This window comes from Isoptericola sediminis (assembly GCF_013085345.1).
Taxonomy (GTDB): domain Bacteria; phylum Actinomycetota; class Actinomycetes; order Actinomycetales; family Cellulomonadaceae; genus Isoptericola; species Isoptericola sediminis.
Genome location: NZ_JABFAJ010000012.1, coordinates 78,641 through 98,376 on the forward strand (window position 1 = coordinate 78,641; position 19,736 = coordinate 98,376).

19 protein-coding genes are annotated in these 19,736 nt (G+C 73.8%); all 19 read left to right on the forward strand.

Annotated elements, in window-relative coordinates:
* The first annotated feature begins 239 nt into the window (after window positions 1-239).
* On the forward strand, window positions 240-1,661 hold the full coding sequence (locus tag HLI28_RS07270) for a glutamate ligase domain-containing protein (protein WP_171246846.1): 1,422 nt from the start codon (window positions 240-242) through the stop codon (window positions 1,659-1,661).
* Window positions 1,662-1,762: 101 nt separating this feature from the next.
* Window positions 1,763-2,758, forward strand: coding sequence for a dihydroxyacetone kinase subunit DhaK (gene dhaK / locus HLI28_RS07275; protein WP_171246847.1), 996 nt, complete (start codon window positions 1,763-1,765; stop codon window positions 2,756-2,758).
* Complete coding sequence (gene dhaL / locus HLI28_RS07280; protein WP_171246848.1) at window positions 2,755-3,399, forward strand: dihydroxyacetone kinase subunit DhaL; 645 nt, start codon at window positions 2,755-2,757, stop codon at window positions 3,397-3,399. Before dhaK ends, dhaL begins: the two co-directional genes overlap by 4 nt.
* Window positions 3,396-4,157: a dihydroxyacetone kinase phosphoryl donor subunit DhaM gene (dhaM, locus tag HLI28_RS07285; RefSeq protein ID WP_171246849.1), complete on the forward strand. Its 762-nt coding sequence runs from the start codon at window positions 3,396-3,398 to the stop codon at window positions 4,155-4,157. Before dhaL ends, dhaM begins: the two co-directional genes overlap by 4 nt.
* Window positions 4,158-4,212: 55 nt before the next feature.
* On the forward strand, window positions 4,213-4,659 hold the full coding sequence (locus tag HLI28_RS07290; protein ID WP_343035712.1) for a DUF4233 domain-containing protein: 447 nt from the start codon (window positions 4,213-4,215) through the stop codon (window positions 4,657-4,659).
* A gap of 24 nt (window positions 4,660-4,683) precedes the next feature.
* Window positions 4,684-5,124 carry a nucleoside-diphosphate kinase gene (gene ndk / locus HLI28_RS07295; protein ID WP_171246850.1) on the forward strand — a complete coding sequence of 147 codons (441 nt, stop codon included), beginning with the start codon at window positions 4,684-4,686 and terminating at the stop codon, window positions 5,122-5,124.
* Between the two features lie 135 nt (window positions 5,125-5,259).
* Window positions 5,260-8,829 (forward strand): chromosome segregation protein SMC, encoded by a 3,570-nt coding sequence (smc, locus tag HLI28_RS07300; RefSeq protein ID WP_171246851.1) that lies wholly within the window; start codon window positions 5,260-5,262, stop codon window positions 8,827-8,829.
* Window positions 8,830-8,839: 10 nt separating this feature from the next.
* Window positions 8,840-9,208 (forward strand): hypothetical protein, encoded by a 369-nt coding sequence (locus HLI28_RS07305; protein WP_171246852.1) that lies wholly within the window; start codon window positions 8,840-8,842, stop codon window positions 9,206-9,208.
* Window positions 9,209-9,245: 37 nt separating this feature from the next.
* Window positions 9,246-10,391: a signal recognition particle-docking protein FtsY gene (ftsY, locus tag HLI28_RS07310; RefSeq protein ID WP_171246853.1), complete on the forward strand. Its 1,146-nt coding sequence runs from the start codon at window positions 9,246-9,248 to the stop codon at window positions 10,389-10,391.
* A 193-nt stretch (window positions 10,392-10,584) separates the two neighbouring features.
* Window positions 10,585-11,871, forward strand: coding sequence for an ammonium transporter (locus tag HLI28_RS07315; protein WP_171246854.1), 1,287 nt, complete (start codon window positions 10,585-10,587; stop codon window positions 11,869-11,871).
* Window positions 11,868-12,206, forward strand: coding sequence for a P-II family nitrogen regulator (locus HLI28_RS07320; protein ID WP_171246855.1), 339 nt, complete (start codon window positions 11,868-11,870; stop codon window positions 12,204-12,206). Before HLI28_RS07315 ends, HLI28_RS07320 begins: the two co-directional genes overlap by 4 nt.
* Before the next feature lie 5 nt (window positions 12,207-12,211).
* Complete coding sequence (locus tag HLI28_RS07325) at window positions 12,212-14,074, forward strand: [protein-PII] uridylyltransferase family protein (protein WP_171246856.1); 1,863 nt, start codon at window positions 12,212-12,214, stop codon at window positions 14,072-14,074.
* A gap of 44 nt (window positions 14,075-14,118) precedes the next feature.
* Window positions 14,119-15,750, forward strand: coding sequence for a signal recognition particle protein (gene ffh / locus HLI28_RS07330; RefSeq protein ID WP_171246857.1), 1,632 nt, complete (start codon window positions 14,119-14,121; stop codon window positions 15,748-15,750).
* Between the two features lie 18 nt (window positions 15,751-15,768).
* A complete protein-coding gene (locus HLI28_RS07335; protein ID WP_171246858.1) occupies window positions 15,769-16,881 on the forward strand; it encodes an amidohydrolase family protein in 1,113 nt (370 codons plus the stop codon).
* Window positions 16,882-17,073: 192 nt separating this feature from the next.
* Complete coding sequence (rpsP, locus tag HLI28_RS07340) at window positions 17,074-17,490, forward strand: 30S ribosomal protein S16 (RefSeq protein ID WP_171246859.1); 417 nt, start codon at window positions 17,074-17,076, stop codon at window positions 17,488-17,490.
* Window positions 17,490-17,729 carry an RNA-binding protein gene (locus HLI28_RS07345; protein WP_171246860.1) on the forward strand — a complete coding sequence of 80 codons (240 nt, stop codon included), beginning with the start codon at window positions 17,490-17,492 and terminating at the stop codon, window positions 17,727-17,729. The genes rpsP and HLI28_RS07345 overlap by 1 nt, the downstream gene beginning before the upstream one ends.
* A 106-nt stretch (window positions 17,730-17,835) precedes the next feature.
* Window positions 17,836-18,375 (forward strand): ribosome maturation factor RimM, encoded by a 540-nt coding sequence (gene rimM, locus HLI28_RS07350; protein WP_171246861.1) that lies wholly within the window; start codon window positions 17,836-17,838, stop codon window positions 18,373-18,375.
* A gap of 1 nt (window position 18,376) precedes the next feature.
* A complete protein-coding gene (trmD, locus tag HLI28_RS07355; protein WP_171246862.1) occupies window positions 18,377-19,171 on the forward strand; it encodes a tRNA (guanosine(37)-N1)-methyltransferase TrmD in 795 nt (264 codons plus the stop codon).
* A gap of 169 nt (window positions 19,172-19,340) precedes the next feature.
* The gene (gene rplS / locus HLI28_RS07360) at window positions 19,341-19,697 is read left to right on the forward strand and encodes a 50S ribosomal protein L19 (protein WP_171246863.1); all 357 of its coding nucleotides are present in this window, start codon (window positions 19,341-19,343) and stop codon (window positions 19,695-19,697) included.
* Window positions 19,698-19,736: the final 39 nt, after the last annotated feature.

The window sequence follows — 19,736 nt, forward strand, 5'->3', positions numbered from 1 at the left end:
ACGGCAGGCCGGCGAGTCAGGACGAACACTCGCGAGTCAGGACGACCTCTCGCGAGTTAGGACGCCGCGTGGCGAGTCAGGACGGATCCGTCCTGACTCGCTGCGTGCGGTCCTGACTCGCTGCGTGCGGTCCTGACTCGCGACCGGGTGCCCGGATTCGCGGGACCGTGCCCTGACTCGGCAGGGGAGGGTGGGTGACCCGTGCGCTGATCCGGCGGACGGTCGCGTAATCTCGAGGCGTGAGCGACGAGCAGGGCAAGACCAAGAAGCAGAAGGCCGACGAGCGCAAGGCGGCCCGCGCCGCCGCGGAGGACGCGGCCGCGTCCGAGGACCTCGAGCGCATCTACGCCCACATCGTCTCCCGCGCGCCGGAGCACGACGTCTCGCCGACCCTCGACCGGGTCGCGCGGCTGCTCGAGCTGCTCGGGGACCCTCAGCGCACCTTCCGGGCGATCCACCTGACCGGCACGAACGGCAAGTCCTCCACCGCGCGGATGGCCGAGCGCCTCGTCCGGGAGCACGGGCTGCGCACCGGGCTGTTCACCTCCCCGCACCTGAGCAGCGTCACCGAGCGCATCCAGGTCGACGGCGAGCCGCTCGGCGCCGTCCGGTTCGTCGAGACCTGGAACGACGTGTACCCGTACGTCCAGGTCGTCGACGCGGAGCTGGAGGAGGCCGGGCAGTCCCGCCTGAACTTCTTCGAGGTCCTCACCGGTCTCGCCTTCGCCGCCTTCGCCGACGCGCCCGTCGACATCGCCGTGCTCGAGGTCGGCATGGGCGGCACCTGGGACACGACCAACACCGCCGACGCCGACGTCGCCGTCATCACGCCGATCAGCGTCGACCACGAGAAGTGGCTGGGGTCGACCCCGGCGGAGATCGCCGCGATCAAGGCCGGCATCATCAAGTCCGACGCGACGGCGTTCTCGGCCGTGCAGCGTCCCGAGGTCGACGAGGTCCTCGCCGAGCGGGCCGTCGAGGTCGGCGCCCGGCTGCTGCGCGAGGAGGTCGACCTCGAGGTCGTGGCGCGGCAGGTCGCCGTCGGCGGTCAGATGGTCACGCTGCGCACCCCGCTGGCCACCTACACCGACATCTTCGTCCCGCTGCACGGTGAGCACCAGGCGCACAACGCGCTCCTGGCGCTCGCGGCCGCCGAGCAGGCCCTCGGGGGCCGTGCCCTGGACGGGGGAGCCGTGGAGACGGCGTTCGCCGACGTCAGCGTCCCCGGACGGCTGGAGCTGGTCCGGTCCAGCCCGACCGTGCTCGTCGACGTCGCGCACAACCCGCACGGCGCCGAGGCCCTGGTGGCGGCCCTCGACGAGGCGTTCACGCTGCGCACCGTGGTGGGCGTCGTCGGGCTCATGGCCGACAAGGACGCCGAGGGGCTGCTCGCCGCGCTGGAGCCGGGGATGTCGCAGGTCGTGCTGACCCGCAACTCCTCGGACCGGTCGGCCGACCCGTTCGCCGTGGCGGAGATCGCCCGGGAGATCTTCGGCGACCACCGGGTCCACGTCACCGAGCGCCTGGACGAGGCGCTGCAGGTCGCCACGGACCTGGTCGAGTCGGCGGACACGGTCGGCATCGGTCATGGCACGGGCATGGTGGTGACGGGTTCCGTCGTCACCGTGGCGGACGCCCGCCTCCTCCTCGGCCGCGGCTGACGGGCACCGACGCCGGGCGGGTGTTTTTCCCGCGCACGCTGCGACGTCTCCGGCACGGGTGTTGGATGGGATCGGACACCCCGCGCTGAGGAGGTTGTGCGATGAAGAAGTTGCTTGACGACCCGGCACAGGCCGTCACCGATTCGCTCCGAGGATTCGGTCTGGCCCATGCCGACCAGATCTCGGTGCACACCGAACCCAACTTCGTGACCCGGGCCGGCGGGACGCCCGCCGGGCAGGTCGCCGTCATCAGCGGTGGCGGCTCCGGGCACGAACCGCTCCACGCCGGCTTCGTCGGAGCGGGCATGCTGGACGCCGCCGTGCCCGGGGAGGTCTTCACCTCGCCGACGCCGGACCAGGTCCTGGCGGCGGTGCAGGCCGCCGACGCCGGGGCGGGCGTGCTGCTCATCGTCAAGAACTACACCGGTGACGTGCTGAACTTCGAGACGGCCGCCGAGCTGGCCGAGGCCGAGGGCATCGAGGTCGCCAGCGTGCTGGTGAACGACGACGTCGCGGTGGAGGACTCGCTGTACACGGCCGGGCGTCGTGGCGTGGCGGGCACCCTGGTGGTCGAGAAGGTCGCCGGTGCCGCGGCCGCCCGGGGCGCCTCCCTGGCGGAGGTCGCCGCGCTGGCCGAGCGTGTCGTGGCCGGGGTGCGCTCCATGGGCGTGGCCCTGACCGCCTGCACCGTGCCCCACGTCGGGCGGCCGAGCTTCGACCTGGCGGACGACGAGGTCGAGATCGGCATCGGGATCCACGGCGAACCGGGTCGTCAGCGCGTCCAGGCGGCCGGGGCCAGCGACATCACCCGACGGCTGGTCGACTCCGTCCTCGACGACATCGACCTCGCCGCGGGCGCCCGGGTCCTGCTGTTCGTCAACGGCATGGGCGGGACGCCCGCCAGCGAGCTCTACGTCGTCTACGGCGTCGCCCGGCAGATGCTGGCCGACCAGGGCGTCGAGGTCGTGCGCTCGCTCGTGGGCAGCTACGTCACGTCCCTGGAGATGCAGGGGGTGTCGGTGACGGTCGCCGTGCTCGACGACGAGCTCCTCGAGCTCTGGGACGCGCCGGTCCGGACCCCGGCCCTCACGTGGTGACCGAGCTCGACGTCGGTTGGGCCGAGCGATGGATCCGGCAGGCGGCGAGCGACCTCAAGGCGGGTCGTGACGAGCTGACCGAGCTGGACCGTCGCATCGGGGACGGGGACCACGGCAACAACATGGACCGCGGCTTCACCGCCGTGGTGGCCAAGCTCGACGGCCAGGCGGAACCCCTCGAGACGGTCGGCCAGGTGCTGAAGCTGGTGGCCACCACCTTGATGTCCACCGTGGGCGGGGCCTCGGGGCCGCTGTACGGCACGGCGTTCCTGCGGGCGTCGAAGGTCGTGGACCAGGCCACGGCGGACGCGGGCCACCTCGTCTCCCTCGTGGAGGCCGCCACCGAGGGCATCGTCGCCCGAGGGCGGGCCCACGTGGGGGAGAAGACGATGGTCGACGCCTGGCAGCCGGCCGTCGAGGCCGCCGAGAGCGCCGCGGAGTCCGGTGACGCCCTCGCCGTGCTGCGCGCCGCCGCGGAGGCGGCGGAGGCGGGTGCGGTCGCCACCGTCCCGCTCGTGGCGACCAAGGGCCGCGCCTCCTACCTCGGCGAGCGCAGCGCGGGCACGGAGGACCCGGGCGCGCGGTCGACGGCGATGCTGCTGGCCGCGGCCGTGACCGCCGCGGAGGGAGCGGCGGCGTGAGCGTCGCCCTGGTGCTCGTCTCGCACTCGACACGCCTGGCCGACGGCGTCGCCGAGCTGACGGCCGAGATGGCGCCGGACGTCGTGGTGCGCTGCGCGGCGGGCGACGTCGACGGCGGGCTCGGGACCTCCCTCGAGCGGGTGCAGGAGGCCCTGGACGCCGCGCTCGCGGGTGCCGCGTCCGCCGTCGTGCTCGCCGACCTCGGGTCGGCGGTGCTCACCGTGGAGTCGGCGCTCGAGATCGACCCCGACCTCACGCGCCGCGTGCGCCTGGTCTCGGCCCCGTTCGTCGAGGGTGCGGTCGCCGCGGCGGTCACGGCCCAGCAGGGCGCGCAGCTGGAGGGCGTCGTGGCCGCGGCCGAGGACGCCGCCCGGTCGATCGGCCCGGAGCCGGTGTACGAGCTCGTCGAGTCCTCGGGGGCCGAGGGGCCCCCGGTCGCGGCGACGGGCACGCAGGGCGAGGTGGTCCCCGAGCCGGGAGCACCGTCCTCGGGCGCCGCGGACGAGGTCAGCACCGTCGTGGAGATCCGCAACCCCCTCGGGCTGCACGCCCGTCCTGCCGCCGTCGTCGCCCGGTCGGTGGCGGACTTCGGCGTGCCCGTGACGGTCGAGGGGGCGGACGCGACCAGCGTGCTCGCCCTGATGTCCCTGGGGACGACGGCGGGACAGCGGGTGACCGTCACGGCCCGGGGCGAGGGCGCCGACACCGCGGTCGCGCTCGTCACGGGACTCATCGAGGGCGGCTTCGGCGAGGCGTGAGATCGGTCACCCCGCCGCCGGCGGGAGGGCCCCGCGGGCCGGATACCCTGGGACGGTGAGCCGCACGAAGGACGACCGCCCCCGCCCCGGCGACCGCATCACGCCACGCAAGCCGGCGAAGGTCCAGTTCGCCGCGACGATGCTCCAGCTCGAGGCGTTCGTGGTGCTGTTCGCCGCGCTGGCCCTGTACGGCCTGCGCGACTCCGAGTTCGAGCGCGGACCCCTGGTCATCGACTCCATGGCGGCGATGTGGACCGTCACGGGTGTGCTCTTCGTCGTGCTGGTGGTGCTCTCCCGGATGGTCTCGCGGCCGGGCGGGTACGTCGCCGGCACGGTGGTGCAGGTCCCGGTGCTGGCCCTGGGTCTGCTGCTGCCGATGATGTTCCTCGTGGCGGGGATCTTCGTCGTCCTGTGGGTCGTCGCGCTGCGGCTCGGCGCCCGCATCGACGCCGAGCGCGCCGCGTACGACGCCGAGAACCCGGGCACCGCACCCAACGCGTGAGCGCCGCGCGGTTAGGGTGACGCCATGACCCAACCGACCACCTCCACCATCGAGCGCACGCTGATCCTCGTCAAGCCGGACGGCGTCCGGCGCGGCCTGTCCGGCGAGATCCTGCGGCGCGTCGAGGCCAAGGGCTACACGCTCGCCGCCGTCGAGCTCGTGCACGCCACCCCCGACCAGCTCGCCACGCACTATGCCGAGCACGAGGGCAAGCCCTTCTACGCCCCGCTGGTGGACTTCATGCTGTCCGGCCCGACCCTGGCTGTCATCGCCGAGGGCGACGGCGTCATCGCCGGCTTCCGGTCGCTGGCCGGTGCCACCGACCCGACGGCCGCCGCGCCGGGCACGATCCGTGGCGACCTCGGCCGCGACTGGGGCCTGAAGGTCCAGCAGAACCTCGTGCACGGCTCGGACTCGCCGGAGTCGGCCGAGCGCGAGATCGGCATCTGGTTCCCGCAGTCCTGACGTGCCGACCCGCGGTACCGCCCCGACGCCGCACGGCGCCGCGGGCGGGGGGACGTCCTCCGCCCGCGGCGCGGTCGCCGGGAACGCCGGGACAGATGCGCGGGTTCCTCGGCGACGGCGGATAGGCTCGCCGTCGTGCACCTCAAGACGCTCACCCTGCGCGGCTTCAAGTCGTTCGCCTCGGCGACGACGCTGAGGTTCGAGCCGGGGATCACGTGCGTCGTCGGTCCCAACGGGTCCGGCAAGTCCAACGTCGTGGACGCCCTGTCCTGGGTGATGGGGGAGCAGGGTGCCAAGTCGCTGCGCGGCGGCAAGATGGAGGACGTCATCTTCGCCGGCACGGCGGGTCGCCCGCCGCTGGGCCGTGCCGAGGTCTCGCTGACCATCGACAACACCGACGGCGCGCTGCCGATCGACTACACCGAGGTCACGATCTCGCGGACGCTGTTCCGCAGCGGCGGGTCCGAGTACGCCATCAACGGCAGCACCTGCCGGCTGCTGGACGTCCAGGAGCTGCTCAGCGACTCCGGCATCGGCCGGGAGATGCACGTCGTCATCGGCCAGGGCCAGCTCGACGCCGTGCTGCGCGCGACGCCCGAGGAGCGGCGCGGCTTCATCGAGGAGGCCGCCGGTGTCCTCAAGCACCGCAAGCGCAAGGAGAAGGCGCTGCGCAAGCTCGAGGCGATGGCCGGCAACCTCGCCCGGCTGACCGACCTCACCACCGAGCTGCGGCGTCAGCTCGGCCCGCTGGGCAAGCAGGCCGAGGCGGCCCGCAAGGCCCGGGCGGTGCAGAGCGAGGTCCGTGACGCACGGGCCCGGCTGCTGGCGGACGACCTCGCCCAGCTCGGTGCACGGCTCGAGCAGGAGCGTGCCGACGAGGCCGCGCTGAAGGAGCAGCAGCGAGCCACCGAGGAACGGCTGGCCACGAGCCGGCGGCGGCTGACGGGGCTCGAGGCGACCGCCGCCGGGACGGGTCGCGCGGCCGCGCGCGCCTCGGAGACCGTGCACGCCCTGGACGGGCTGCGCGAACGCCTGCGTGGGCTGGGTTCGCTGGCCGACGAACGCGTGCGGCTGCTCGGCACGGCCGAGCCCGAGCACCGCGGCCAGGACCCGGACGAGCTCGACGCCCAGGCCGAGCGCGCGCGGGTGTCCGAGGCGGAGCTGGCCCGCGAGGTGGAGCTGGCCCGCGAGGCGCTCGAGGCCGCCGAGGCACGCCGCGCGGACGCCGAGCGCGTCGCCCAGGACGCGGAGCGCGAGCTCGCCACCCTGCACCGTGGGGCGGCGGACCGGCGGGAGGGGCTGGCCCGCCTGGCCGGTCAGGTGTCCACGTGCCGCAGCCGGGTCGAGGCGGCCGACGCGGAGATCGAGCGGGTGCGGGACGGGCTCGCGGAGGCTGAGCGCCGCGCCGAGGAGGCCGCCCGGGAGTTCGCGACGCTGGAGGCGGAGGCCGTCGGCGCCGAGGCCGGTGAGGAGGGTCTCGACGCCGAGCACGAGCAGGCCGCCGAGGACCTCGCCCGCGCGCGGGAGGCCGTCGACCGGCTCACCGAGCTCGTGGCGACGGCCGAGAAGGACCGCGCGACCTGGTCGGCCCGGGTCGAGGCCCTCGAGCTGAGCCTGGACCGCAAGGACGGCGCCGGCGCGCTGCTCGCCGCCGACCAGCCGGGCGTGCTCGGTTCCGTCGCGGCGCTGCTCGGCGTGGAACCGGGGTTCGAGGAGGCTGTGGCCGCGGCGCTCGGCCCGTTGGCCGACGCCGTGGCGGTCGAGAGCCTCGAGGCCGCCGTGGACGCTCTGCGGCTGCTGCGCGACGACGACGGCGGACGGGCGGGCCTCGTGGTCGGCGCGTCGACGCCCTCCGCGACGGGCCGAGACCTGGGTGGGCTGCCGGCCGGCACGCGACCCGCGGTGGACGTGGTCACGGCCTCGGGAGCGGCCGGTGCCGCGGTGCGGACGCTGCTCGCCGACGTCGTGGTCGTCGAGGACCTGGCCGAGGCGCGGGCGCTCGTCGCCGCGCGCCCCGACGTCGTCGCCGCCACCCGGGCGGGCGACCTGCTCGCCGCGCACCGTGCCTCCGGCGGTTCGGCCGCCGCGCCGAGCGTGCTGCACCTGACCAGCGCCCTGGACGAGGCGCGTGCGGGACTCGAGGACGCCGAGCGCCGCGCGCAGCGGCACGGGGACGAGCTCACCGCCGCGCGCGGGGCGCGTGACGCCGCCCAGGAGCGCCACGACGAGACGCTCGGGCGGCTGCACGAGTCCGACGCCGCGCTCGCGGCGGTGGCCGAGCAGCTCGGGAACCTGGGCGCGGCCCGGCGTGCCGCTCAGACGGAGGCGCAGCGCCACCGCGCGACGATGGACTCCGCGACCGAGCGGCGCCGCACCGCGCAGGAGGAGCTCGTCGGGCTGCAGCGCCGGCTGGAGGTGGCCGAGGCCGAGCCGGCCCGCTCGGAGGAGGACGTGGCGGCGGCGACCGCGGCGCGCGACGCGGCCCAGCAGGCCGCGACGGCGGCGCGCCAGGCGGAGACGGAGACGCGGCTCGCCCTGCGCACGGCCGAGGAACGGGCCCGCGCGGTGGCCGGGCGTGCCCAGGGGCTCGCCCGGGCGGCCGAGCAGGAGCGCCAGGCGCGGGAGCAGGCGGCGCTGCGCGCACGCCGGCGCGCGGCGCAGGCGGCCCGGGCGGCGGAGGTGCGGGCGGACGTCGGCACCGCGCTCGACGCCCTCGGCCGCTCGATCGAGCGCGCCCGGGACGAGCAGGCTCGCGCCCGGGCCGACCGGGACCGGCAGCGACGAGAGGTCGACGAGGTGCGGGCCGAGGCGGAACGTCTGGCCGGCGAGCTGCGCGACCTGACGGACGCGGCGCACCGGGACGAGGTCGCGCGGGCCCAGCAGGTCGCGCGGCTGGAGCAGCTGCAGACGCGCGCCGTCGACGAGCTCGGCACGGATCCCGACGTGCTCGTCGAGGAGTTCGGCCCGCACCACCTGGTGCCCGTGGCCCGCCCGGCGGACGCCGCCGAGGACGACCCGGACCCGGACCCCGTCCCGTACGTGCGCGCCGAGCAGGAGAAGCGGCTGGCGTCGGCGGAACGCGCCCTCAAGCGGATCGGCACGGTCAACCCGCTCGCGCTGGAGGAGTTCGCGGCCCTGGAGGAGCGGCACCAGTTCCTCGCCGACCAGCTCGCGGACCTGAAGAAGTCGCGGGAGGACCTGCTGCAGATCGTCGCCGACATCGACGACCGCGTGCAGCAGGTGTTCGCCGAGGCGTTCCGGGACACCGCCGAGCAGTTCGAGGGGGTGTTCTCCCGGCTGTTCCCCGGCGGCGAGGGCCGCCTCGTCCTCACCGACCCCAGCGACCTGCTCACCACGGGCCTGGAGATCGAGGCCCGGCCGGCGGGCAAGAAGGTCAAGCGCCTGTCGCTGCTGTCCGGGGGCGAACGGTCGCTGACGGCCGTCGCCTTCCTGGTCTCCATCTTCAAGGCGCGCCCCAGCCCGTTCTACGTCATGGACGAGGTCGAGGCCGCCCTGGACGACGTGAACCTGGGGCGCCTGCTGGAGATCTTCCGCGAGCTGCGCGACGACTCGCAGCTCATCGTCATCACCCACCAGAAGCGCACGATGGAGATCGCCGACGCCCTGTACGGCGTGACGATGCGCGGCGACGGTGTGACGACGGTCATCTCCCAGCGGTTGAGCGAATCCGCCGAGGCGGGGTGACAATGCTGCCGTGGTCACGTTCGTCGTCTGGTCCCTCGCCTCGCTGCTGCTGTGCGCAGCGGTGTTCCTCGTGGCGAGCGTGATGGAGAACGGGGACGACGACGGCGAGGGTCTGCGCGGCTTCGTCCGGGACTTCCGGGCGGGGCTGAGGAACCGGGGCGCCGCTCCGCCCCCGCCCCCGGTGGACACCGACATGGACGCCTTCTTCGCGGCCAACGTCGAGGAGGCGCCGGGCTACGTCGACGCCGACGAGCTGTCGGACGCGCTGCAGCGCGCCCAGGGCCGCGTCCGTCCGCACGGCCCGGTCATCCGGCCCCTGGGCTCCGTCCGTCCGCGCGCCCCGAGGACCGGGTCGTCGCCGCCGGCCGGCGACCGCTGACGTCCCTCCCGCCCGCGGTCTGGGAGACTGAGGGACCGTGACTGACTTTCTCTGGCTCTGGATCCTTCTGGGTGTCGTCGTGGTCGTGGGGTTCGGCTCCGCGCTCGTCGTCCCCCGCCTGCGTCGTGGCCGCTCCGACGGCTCCGCGACCATCACCCGGCCGCCGGAGGCGGCCGAGGACGCCGCTGACGACAGCGCCGGCGCCGAACCCGCTGCGACCGCGACCGCGGTCCTGGAACGTCCCGCCCCGGCCGATGGCCGCATGGTCCGGCTGCGCGACCGGCTGGCCCGGTCCGGCTCGCCGCTGGGTGCCCGGCTGCTGACGATGCTCTCGCGCGAGCAGCTCACCGAGGACGACTGGGACGAGATCGAGGAGACGCTGCTGCTGGCTGACCTCGGCACCGGCCCCGCCGAGGAGCTCCTGGAGGCGCTGCGCACGCGGGTGCGGGTGCTCGGTGTGCGCGAGCCGGCGGCGGTGCGCGACCTGCTGCGCGAGGAGCTGCTGAAGATCGTGGACCCGACCCTGGACCGGTCCCTGGCGCTGGACCGGCCCGTGGTCGACGGCGAGACCAAGCCGGCGGTCGTCCTCATGGTCGGCGTGAACGGCACGGGCAAGACCACGACGGTCGGCAAGCTCGCCCGCGTCCTGGTCGCGGAGGACAAGTCCGTGGTGCTCGGTGCCGCCGACACCTTCCGTGCCGCGGCCGCGGACCAGCTGCAGACCTGGGGCGCGCGCGTCGGGGTGGAGACGGTCCGGTCCGACCGGGACGGTGCCGACCCGGCCGCGGTGGCGTTCGACGCCGTGCGGACCGGCGCCGCGGACGGTGCGGACGTCGTCGTGGTGGACACGGCCGGACGCCTGCAGAACAAGGCGGGCCTGATGGACGAGCTCGGCAAGATCTCCCGCGTCATCACGCGCGAGGCGCCGCTGGGCGAGGTCCTGCTCGTCCTGGACGCCACGACCGGGCAGAACGGGATGCAGCAGGCGAAGGTCTTCTCGGAGGTCGCCGGCGTGACCGGCATCGTGCTGACGAAGCTCGACGGCACGGCCAAGGGCGGGATCGTCGTCGCCGTCCAGCGCGAGCTCGGCGTGCCCGTGAAGCTGGTCGGGCTCGGGGAGGGACCGGACGACCTGGCGCCCTTCGACCCCGAGGACTTCGTGGACGGGATCCTGGGGCTCTGACCCGGGGTCACGGGCGGATCACGGGAAGGTCACGACGGCCCCCAGGTGTCTCGCAGTCCGGACAGAAACTGGATGTTTACCCTCGGTGGGCGTTCGTCACACGGACGTAACGTCCGGACACTCCAGGTGAAACCCCGCGACGTCACGGTGGTCACCGACCGGCCACACGGGCTGGCGAGGGGAGTAACACACGATGGAGCTGGATACCGGAGTGACCGCGTGGATGCTGACCTCAGCATCCCTCGTGCTCCTGATGACGCCGGGACTGGCGTTGTTCTACGGAGGCATGGTTCGCGGCAAGTCCGTCCTGAACATGATGATGATGTCCTTCGGCGCGATGGCCGTCGTGGGGGTCATCTACGTCCTGTGGGGCTGGTCGATGTCCTACGCCACCGGCGTGGGGCCGGAGGGCTACTCGCTCTTCGCCAACCCGTTCGAGCAGTTCGGTCTCGGCGGGGGTGCGATCCTCGACGAGTCCGGAGGGTTCGTCGGTGAGGGCCTGCCCGTCGTCGTCGACGTCGGCTTCCAGGCCACCTTCGCGATCATCACCGTCGCGCTCGTCTCCGGTGCGCTCGCGGACCGCGTCAAGTTCGGCACCTGGATGGTCTTCGCGGGCCTCTTCGCCACGCTGTCGTACTTCCCGCTGTCGCACATGGTCTGGGGCGGCGGTCTGCTGTCCGACGCCGGGCCGTTCGTCTTCGGGGACGCCGCGCCGATCGACTTCGCCGGCGGCACCGTGGTGCACATCAACGCCGGTGTGGCCGCCCTCGTGCTGGCCCTGATCGTCGGCAAGCGCAAGGGCTTCGGCCGCGAGCCGATGCGGCCCCACAACCTGCCGTTCGTCATGCTCGGTGCCGCCCTGCTGTGGTTCGGCTGGTTCGGCTTCAACGCCGGTTCCGCCTACGGCGCCGACGGTGCCGCGGGTCTGGCCTGGGTCAACACCACCACCGCGGCCGCCGCCGCGATCATCGGCTGGCTCGTCACCGAGAAGCTGCGCGACGGCTCGGCCACCTCCCTGGGTGCCGCCTCGGGCGTCGTCGCCGGCCTGGTCGCGATCACCCCCGCCGCGGGCGACGTCTCGCCGGTCGGCGCGATCTTCGTCGGCCTCGTCGCCGGCGTGCTGTCCGCCTTCGCGGTGGGCCTGAAGTTCCGGTTCGGCTACGACGACTCGCTCGACGTCGTCGGCATCCACCTCGTGGCCGGCCTGTGGGGCACGCTGTCCCTCGGCTTCTTCGCCACCGGCACGGGCCTGTTCTACGGCGGTGACTTCGCCCAGCTCGGCGTGCAGGCGGTCATCGCGCTCGTCGCGATGGTGTTCGCCGGTGTCGTGACCCTGGTGATCGGCCTGGCCCTCAAGGCCACCATGGGCTGGCGCATCCCGGAGGACGCCGAGGTCAGCGGTATCGACCTCGCCGTGCACTCCGAGACCGCGTACGAGACGATCCAGCAGGGTTCTGTCATCAAGGAGGTTCGTTCATGAAGCTCGTCACCGGAGTCATCCAGCCGCACCGTCTCGACGACGTGAAGTCCGCTCTCGAGGCATCGGGGGTCCGGGGCATGACCGTCAGCGAGGCCAGCGGGTACGGCCGGCAGAAGGGCCACACCGAGGTCTACCGCGGTGCGGAGTACACCGTGGACCTGGTCCCGAAGGTCCGGATCGAGGTCCTCGTCGGGGACGCGGACGCCGCGTCCGTCGTCGACGTCGTGGTCAACGCGGCGCAGACCGGCAAGATCGGTGACGGCAAGGTCTGGACGGTCCCGGTCGAGGACATCGCCCGGGTCCGCACCGGCGAGCACGGCGACGCCGCGCTCTGACGCCGATGGCCGACCACCCGATCCCGGGCGGCGGCCCCGCGCAGCAGGCCCCGCACCCCACCACCGGGGTGCGGGGCCCTGTCGTCGGGCTCCGCGACGAGCTGCTCGCCGCCGCACGGGACCTCACCGGTCCGGGACGCTCCGGCGTCGCCCGCCGGGCCACCCTCCAACAGCTCGTCACCGACCGCGTCGGCGCGCTGTACGCCGAGGCCACCGCCGGTGTCGATCCCACCGGGCTGGCGCTCGCCGCGGTCGGGTCGCTGGGGCGCGGCGAGCTCGGGCCGCTGTCCGACCTCGACCTCGTGCTCGTCCACGACGGACGCACCCACAAGCCCGACGAGCTCGCGCAGGTCGCCGAGCGCCTCTGGTACCCCCTGTGGGACTCCGGCGTCGACATCGACCACGCGGTGCGCTCGCTCAACCAGACGCGGCAGCTGGCCATGCGCGACCTGCCCGCCGCCGTCGGCTGGCTGGACGTGCGCCCCGTGGCCGGCGACGCCGTCGTCGTCCACCGGGCGGCCTCCGGGATCCTCACCGACTGGCGGTCGGCCGCCCGGCGACGACTGCCCGAGCTGCTCTCCAGCGTCCGCGAGCGGGCCGAGCGGTCCGGCGACCTCGCCTACCTCATCGAACCCGACCTCAAGGAGGCCCGCGGGGGCATCCGGGACGCGGTGGTGGTCTCGGCGCTGGCCGCGACGTGGCTGACCGACCGGCCGCACGGTCGGGTGGACGCGGCGTACGCCCACCTGCTGGACGTCCGGGACACCCTGCACGTCGTCACGCGCCGGCGGTCCACGCGCCTGCTGCTGGCCGACCTCGACGAGGTGGCCGCGCGCTGCGGCCACGACGACCCGGACGAGCTCCTGGCCAGCCTCGCCGAGGCCGGGCGCGAGATCTCCTTCGCCCTCGACTCCACCGTGCGGCGGGCGCGGCAGGCGCTGCAGCGTCCCGCGGCACGTCGGCCCATGGTGGTGCGCGGTCGTCGCCAGCCACCCCGGCTGCGATCGGTGGGGGACGGGCTGGTCGAGCACGACGGTGAGCTCGTGCTCGGTGTCAACGTCGTCCCGGCCGAGGACCCGCAGCTCTCGCTGCGCGCCGCGGCGACGGCGGCACGCACCGGCCTGGTGCTCTCCCCGGTCACGATGCAGTCGTTGGCCGAGTGCCCGCCGGTCCCGGAGCCCTGGCCCTCGACCGCGCGCAACCACCTGCTCACGCTCCTGGCCTCCGGGCCGGCGCAGATCCACGTCTGGGAGGCCCTCGACCTCGCCGGGGCGGTGACGACCTGGATCCCGGAGTGGGCGGACGTGCGCAACAAGCCCCAGCGCGCCGCCGTCCACCGTCACACCGTGGACCGGCACCTCGTGGAGACCGCCGCGCTCGCCACCGGGGTGCGCAAGCGGCAGATCGCCGACGGCGTGCCGTCTCGCCTGCTGCCGTCGGACCTGCTGCTGGTCACGGCGATCCTGCACGACATCGGCAAGCGCCGGCGGGCCGCGAGCACGGACCACTCGGTCGAGGGCGCGGCCGTGGCCCCCGGGATCGTGCGCCGGATGGGATTCCCGGAGCCGTTCGTGGCCGACGTCGAGCGCCTGGTGCGCCATCACCTGACCTTGTCGGGACTGGCCACGCGGTCCGACCCCGAGGACCCGGCGACGGTGCGGACCCTGCTGGAGGCCGTCGACCACCGCGCCGACCTGCTGGAGGTGCTGCGGGCCCTGACCGAGTGCGACGCGACGTCGCTGGGCCCCGCCGGGTGGACCGGCTGGCGGGGCAGTCTCGTGGACCAGCTCACGCAGCGGGCGCGCGCGGCCCTCGCCGAGGAGACGGCGAGCGAGGGCGGGTCGGACGACCGCGGGTCGGGCCGGTAGGCTAGGGCACCGCACTTCATCCATCCCGTGAAGAGGACCACCTGGTGTTCAACTCCCTGTCGGACCGTCTCTCTGCGACGTTCAAGAACCTGCGCGGCCGGGGACGGCTGTCCGAGGCGGACATCGACGCGACCGTGCGGGAGATCCGGCGCGCGCTGCTCGATGCCGACGTCGCCGTGCCCGTCGTGCGGGAGTTCACGCGCGCCGTGCGCGAGCGTGCGCTCGGCGCCGAGGTCTCGGCGGCCCTCAACCCCGCCCAGCAGGTCGTCAAGATCGTCAACGACGAGCTCGTCGAGATCCTCGGCGGGCAGACCCGTCCGCTGTCGCTGGCGAAGAACCCGCCGACGGTCATCATGCTGGCCGGCCTGCAGGGCGCGGGCAAGACGACCCTCGCGGGCAAGCTGGCGCTCGCGCTGAAGGAGCAGGGGCACACCCCGTTGCTGGTGGCGGCGGACCTGCAGCGGCCCAACGCGGTGACCCAGCTCTCGGTCGTGGCCGAGCGCGCCGGGGTGCCGGTGTTCGCGCCACACCCGGGCAACACGTCGAGCGAGGACACCGACGCGGTCATCGGCGACCCGGTCGGGGTGGCCCGCGACGGCGTCGGTGAGGCGCGGTCCAAGCAGCACGACGTCGTCATCGTCGACACCGCCGGTCGGCTCGGCGTCGACCAGGTGCTCATGCAGCAGGCCTCCGACATCCGCTCGGCGATCGACCCCGACGAGGTCCTGTTCGTCATCGACGCGATGATCGGTCAGGACGCGGTCAGCACCGCCAACGCGTTCGCCGAGGGTGTCGACTTCACCGGTGTCGTGCTGTCGAAGCTCGACGGCGACGCCCGCGGTGGTGCCGCGCTGTCGGTGGCGAAGGTGACCGGTCGCCCGATCATGTTCGCCTCGACCGGCGAGAAGCTCACCGACTTCGAGGTCTTCCACCCGGACCGGATGGCGTCGCGCATCCTCGACATGGGTGACGTGCTCACCCTCATCGAGCAGGCGGAGAAGGCGTTCGACGCCGAAGAGGCCGAGAAGATGGCGGCCAAGGTCGCCGGTGGCGAGGACTTCACGCTCAGCGACTTCCTGGTGCAGATGCAGCAGATGAAGAAGCTCGGGTCGATGAAGAAGATGCTCGGGATGATGCCCGGCATGGCCCAGATGCGCGAGCAGATCGAGAACTTCGACGAGCGCGAGGTCGACCGGGTCCAGGCGCTCATCCAGTCGATGACGCCGGCCGAGCGGGACAACCCGAAGATCATCAACGGATCGCGCCGGGCGCGGATCGCCCGTGGTGCGGGGCAGACCACGGCGGCCGTCAACGGCCTGCTGGACCGCTTCGCCCAGGCGCAGAAGATGATGCGCCAGATGGCCTCCGGCGGCGGCATGCCGGGCGGTGGCCCCGGCGGCATGCCGGGGATGCCCGGGATGCCGGGCATGCCGGGCGGCGGCAAGAAGTCCCGCGGCAAGCAGGCGCCCAGGAAGAAGGTCAAGGGCAAGTCCGGCAACCCGGCCAAGCGGGCCCAGCAGGAGCGAGAGGCCATGCAGCGCGCACTGGGCGGTGGCGGCCGCAAGCCGGCGTCGGCGGGCTCGGCCTTCGGCGTCGGCGGTGACCAGCCCGAGGCCGCGGACGTCGAGAACCTCGAGCTCCCGTCCGACGTCAGCAAGCTCCTCGGCGGCCGGTGACGCCGGTAGGCTGACGACATGTCGGTGCCGCACGTCCCCCTGCACGTCACCGGACGGATCCTGCTCGACGGCGACCGCGGGGTCGGCGAGATGTGGGTCCGCGACGGACGCCTGAGCCTGCTGCGCCCGACGCCGCAGGGCAGCGCCGCCACGGAGCTCGAGGGGTGGGTCGTCCCGGGGCTCGTGGACGTGCACTGCCACGTCGGGCTCGACTCCGGGGGAGCCACGGACGTCGGGACGGCCGCCAAGCAGGCGCGCGTCGACCGGGACGCGGGTGTCCTGCTGATCCGCGACGCCGGGTCGCCGCTGGACACCTCGTGGGTCGCCGACCGTGCCGACCTGCCGCGGCTCCTGCGGGCCGGCGCCCACCTGGCGCGGCCCAAGCGCTACCTGCGCCACTACGGGCTCGAGCTGGACGACGTCGCGGACCTCCCGCGGGTCGTCCGCGAGCAGGCACGTGCCGGGGACGGCTGGGTCAAGCTCGTCGGCGACTGGATCGACCGGGACCTCGGCGCCGACGGCGACCTGCGGCCCCTGTGGCCCGTGGACGTGCTGACCGAGGCCGTCGCCGCGGCCCACGCCGAGGCGGCCCGGGTGACCGTGCACGCCTTCTCGGAGGAGGTGGTCCCGGACCTGCTGGCCGCCGGGGTCGACGGCATCGAGCACGGCACCGGCCTGACCGAGGACCAGATCGCCGAGGTGGCCCACCGCGGCATCGCGGTGACGCCCACCCTGCTGCAGGTCGACCAGTTCGAGAACATCGCCGCGCAGGCCGACGGGAAGTACCCGGTCTACGCCGCGCGGATGCGCCGCATGCACGCGCGCCGCTACGAGCAGGTGCGCGCCCTGCACGAGGCGGGCGTGCCGCTGCTGGTGGGCACGGACGCGGGCGGCACGATCTCGCACGGTCGGATCGCGGACGAGTGCGCCGAGCTGGTGGCGGCGGGCATCCCGCCCGCGGAGGTCGTGGCCATGGCCACGTGGCGCGCGCGATCCTTCCTCGGCCAGGCCGGGATGGTCGAGGGCGCCAGCGCGGACTTCGTGGTCTACCCGGCCGACCCGCGCGAGGACATCGGCGTGCTGCGCCACCCGACGGCCGTCGTGCTGCGGGGACGCGTCGTCGCACCGTAGCGGCCTGCGCCGGGTCGGCGTGTGACGCACCTCCGGGTTGGGGGTGGGCCGCGCGTCTGGCACAATGGCGGGGTACTCGGCGTGCCCAGGCCCCTCTCACCTGCGTTCGCCCGGTCCTGATCCGATCGTCCGCCGGACACCCCACCCGCGTGACGTCCCGGACACCCCACAAGCACAGGAGAGTCCACACCCGTGGCCGTCAAGATTCGTCTGAAGCGTTTCGGCAAGATTCGCAGCCCGTTCTACCGTGTCGTCGTGGCCGACTCGCGCACCAAGCGCGACGGTCGCGTCATCGAAGAGGTCGGCAAGTACCACCCGACCGAGGAGCCCTCGTTCATCGAGATCGACTCCGAGCGCGTGCAGTACTGGCTCGGCGTCGGCGCCCAGCCGACCGAGCAGGTCGCCGCGATCCTCCGCGTCACCGGTGACTGGCAGAAGTTCAAGGGTCTCCCGGGCGCCGAGGGCACCCTGAAGACCAAGAAGCCCGCCGCCGAGACGACGTCGGCCGTCGACGCCGTCAACGCCGAGGCGGAGAAGGCCAAGGCGAAGGCCTCCGCCGCGAAGGACGCCGACACGTCGGCCGACACCGAGGCCGAGGCCGAGGCCTGATGCTGGCGGACGCCCTCGAGCACCTCGTGCGCGGCATCGTGGACAACCCGGACGACGTCCGGGTGTCCGCCCGCACGCAGCGCCGGGGCGACCTGCTCGAGGTCCGGGTGCATCCCGACGACCTCGGTCGCGTGATCGGTCGGGGCGGTCGGACCGCCAAGGCGCTGCGCACCGTCGTCGGTGCGCTGGCGACCGACGGTCCGGTGCGGGTCGACGTCGTGGACGTCGACCGCCGCTGACCCGCCCGGCGCGGCGCAGAGCAGTCTCGACGAGGCCCGGTCCCCCCGCGGGGCCGGGCCTCGTCGTGTTCACTGGGCACGGGCGGCCCGAGGAGAAGGAGACGACATGGAGCTGGTGGTGGCCCGCGTGGGCCGTGCGCACGGACTGCGGGGCGAGGTCTCGCTCGAGGCGCGCACCGACGTGCCCGACGAGCGGTTCGCCGTCGGGGCCGTGCTGAGGACCGACCCGGCGGACGCCGGACCGCTGACCGTCGAGAGCGCGCGGACGCACCAGGGTCGCTGGCTGGTGCGTTTCGCCGAGGTGGCCGACCGGACGGCGGCCGAGTCGTTGCGCGGCATCGAGCTGCTGGTCGACGTCGAGGACTCCGTCGAGGAGGACGCCTGGTACCCGCACGAGCTGCAGGGGCTGCGGGCCGAGCTCGGCGACGGGACCGTGGTCGGCGAGGTCGTGGGGCTGGAGCACCTGCCGGCGCACGACGCGCTCGTCGTCCGGGAGGACGGGGGAGCCCGGACGCTCGTCCCGTTCGTGCGCGCCATCGTGCCCGTCGTCGACGTCCCCGGCGGTCGGGTCGTGCTCGACCCGCCCGGAGGGCTCCTCGCGCGCGACCAGGATGCGGACGGCGACCTCGGCGAGCCGGAGGCCTGAGGTGCGCATCGACGTCGTCACCATCTTCCCGGACTACCTCGCCGCCCTCGACCTGTCGCTGGTGGGCAAGGCACGGCGTGCGGGTCTGCTCGACCTGCGCGTGCACGACCTGCGCGACTGGACCGACGACCGTCACCGCACGGTCGACGACACCCCTTTCGGCGGCGGCGCGGGCATGGTCATGCGTCCCGACGTGTGGGGGCGCGCGCTGGACGACCTCCTGCCCGCCGACGGGCCCGCGCGGCTCGTGGTGCCCTCGCCGTCGGGTGAGGTCTTCACCCAGCGGCGTGCCGAGGCCCTGGCGACCGAGGAGCACCTGGTCGTGGCCTGCGGGCGGTACGAGGGCATCGACGCCCGCGTGGTCGAGCACTACCGGGACCGCGGCGTCGCCGTCGACGAGCTGTCCCTGGGGGACTACGTCCTCAACGGGGGTGAGGTCGCCGCGCTGGTGATGGTGGAGGCGGTCGGCCGGCTCCTGCCGGGCGTCGTGGGCAACCCGCACTCGCTGGTCGAGGAGTCGCACGGGGAGGCCGGGCTGCTCGAGTACCCGGTCTACACCAAGCCGCCGGTCTGGCAGGGGCGCGAGGTGCCCGACGTGCTGCTCTCCGGCCACCACGCGAGGATCGAGCGCTGGCGCCGCGACGAGGCGTTGCGCCGGACCGCCCGCCGACGTCCCGACATGATCGCCGCCCTCGGCGAGGACGCCCTGGACCGACGGGACCGCGAGGTGCTGGCGGAGGCGACGGGTGACGCCGACGCGTCGGTCGGTGAGGCGTCTCACGACGCCGACGCCTGACCCCGGTCGGTCCGGTGTGGCAGAATAGGGCGCCGGTGTGTCGCGGCCCGAGCTCTGCCACAGGGGAGACCATCGGGCTCCGAGCCGACACACCCACCATGACGACATCCGGTCCGCACCGGCGGACCCAGAGCTTGCGCTGACCTGTGGCAGCGTGGGGGAGACAACCATGAAGACGCTCGACTTCGTCGACGCAGCCTCGCTGCGCTCGGACATCCCGGACTTCCGCGCCGGCGACACCGTCAAGGTCAACGTGAAGGTCATCGAGGGCAACCGCTCTCGTGTCCAGGCGTTCCAGGGCGTCGTGATCGCCCGGCGCAACAGCGGTGTGGGCTCGACCTTCACGGTCCGCAAGGTCAGCTTCGGCGTCGGCGTGGAGCGCACGTTCCCGGTGCACGCCCCGACGGTCGACTCGGTCGAGGTCGTCACCCGCGGTGACGTCCGTCGCGCCAAGCTCTACTACCTGCGCGAGCTGCGCGGCAAGAAGGCGAAGATCCGCGAGAAGCGCGAGACCCCCAAGAAGTGATCGCCGGCGGCTCAGGCCGCCGCCGCGAGCCCGACGGGC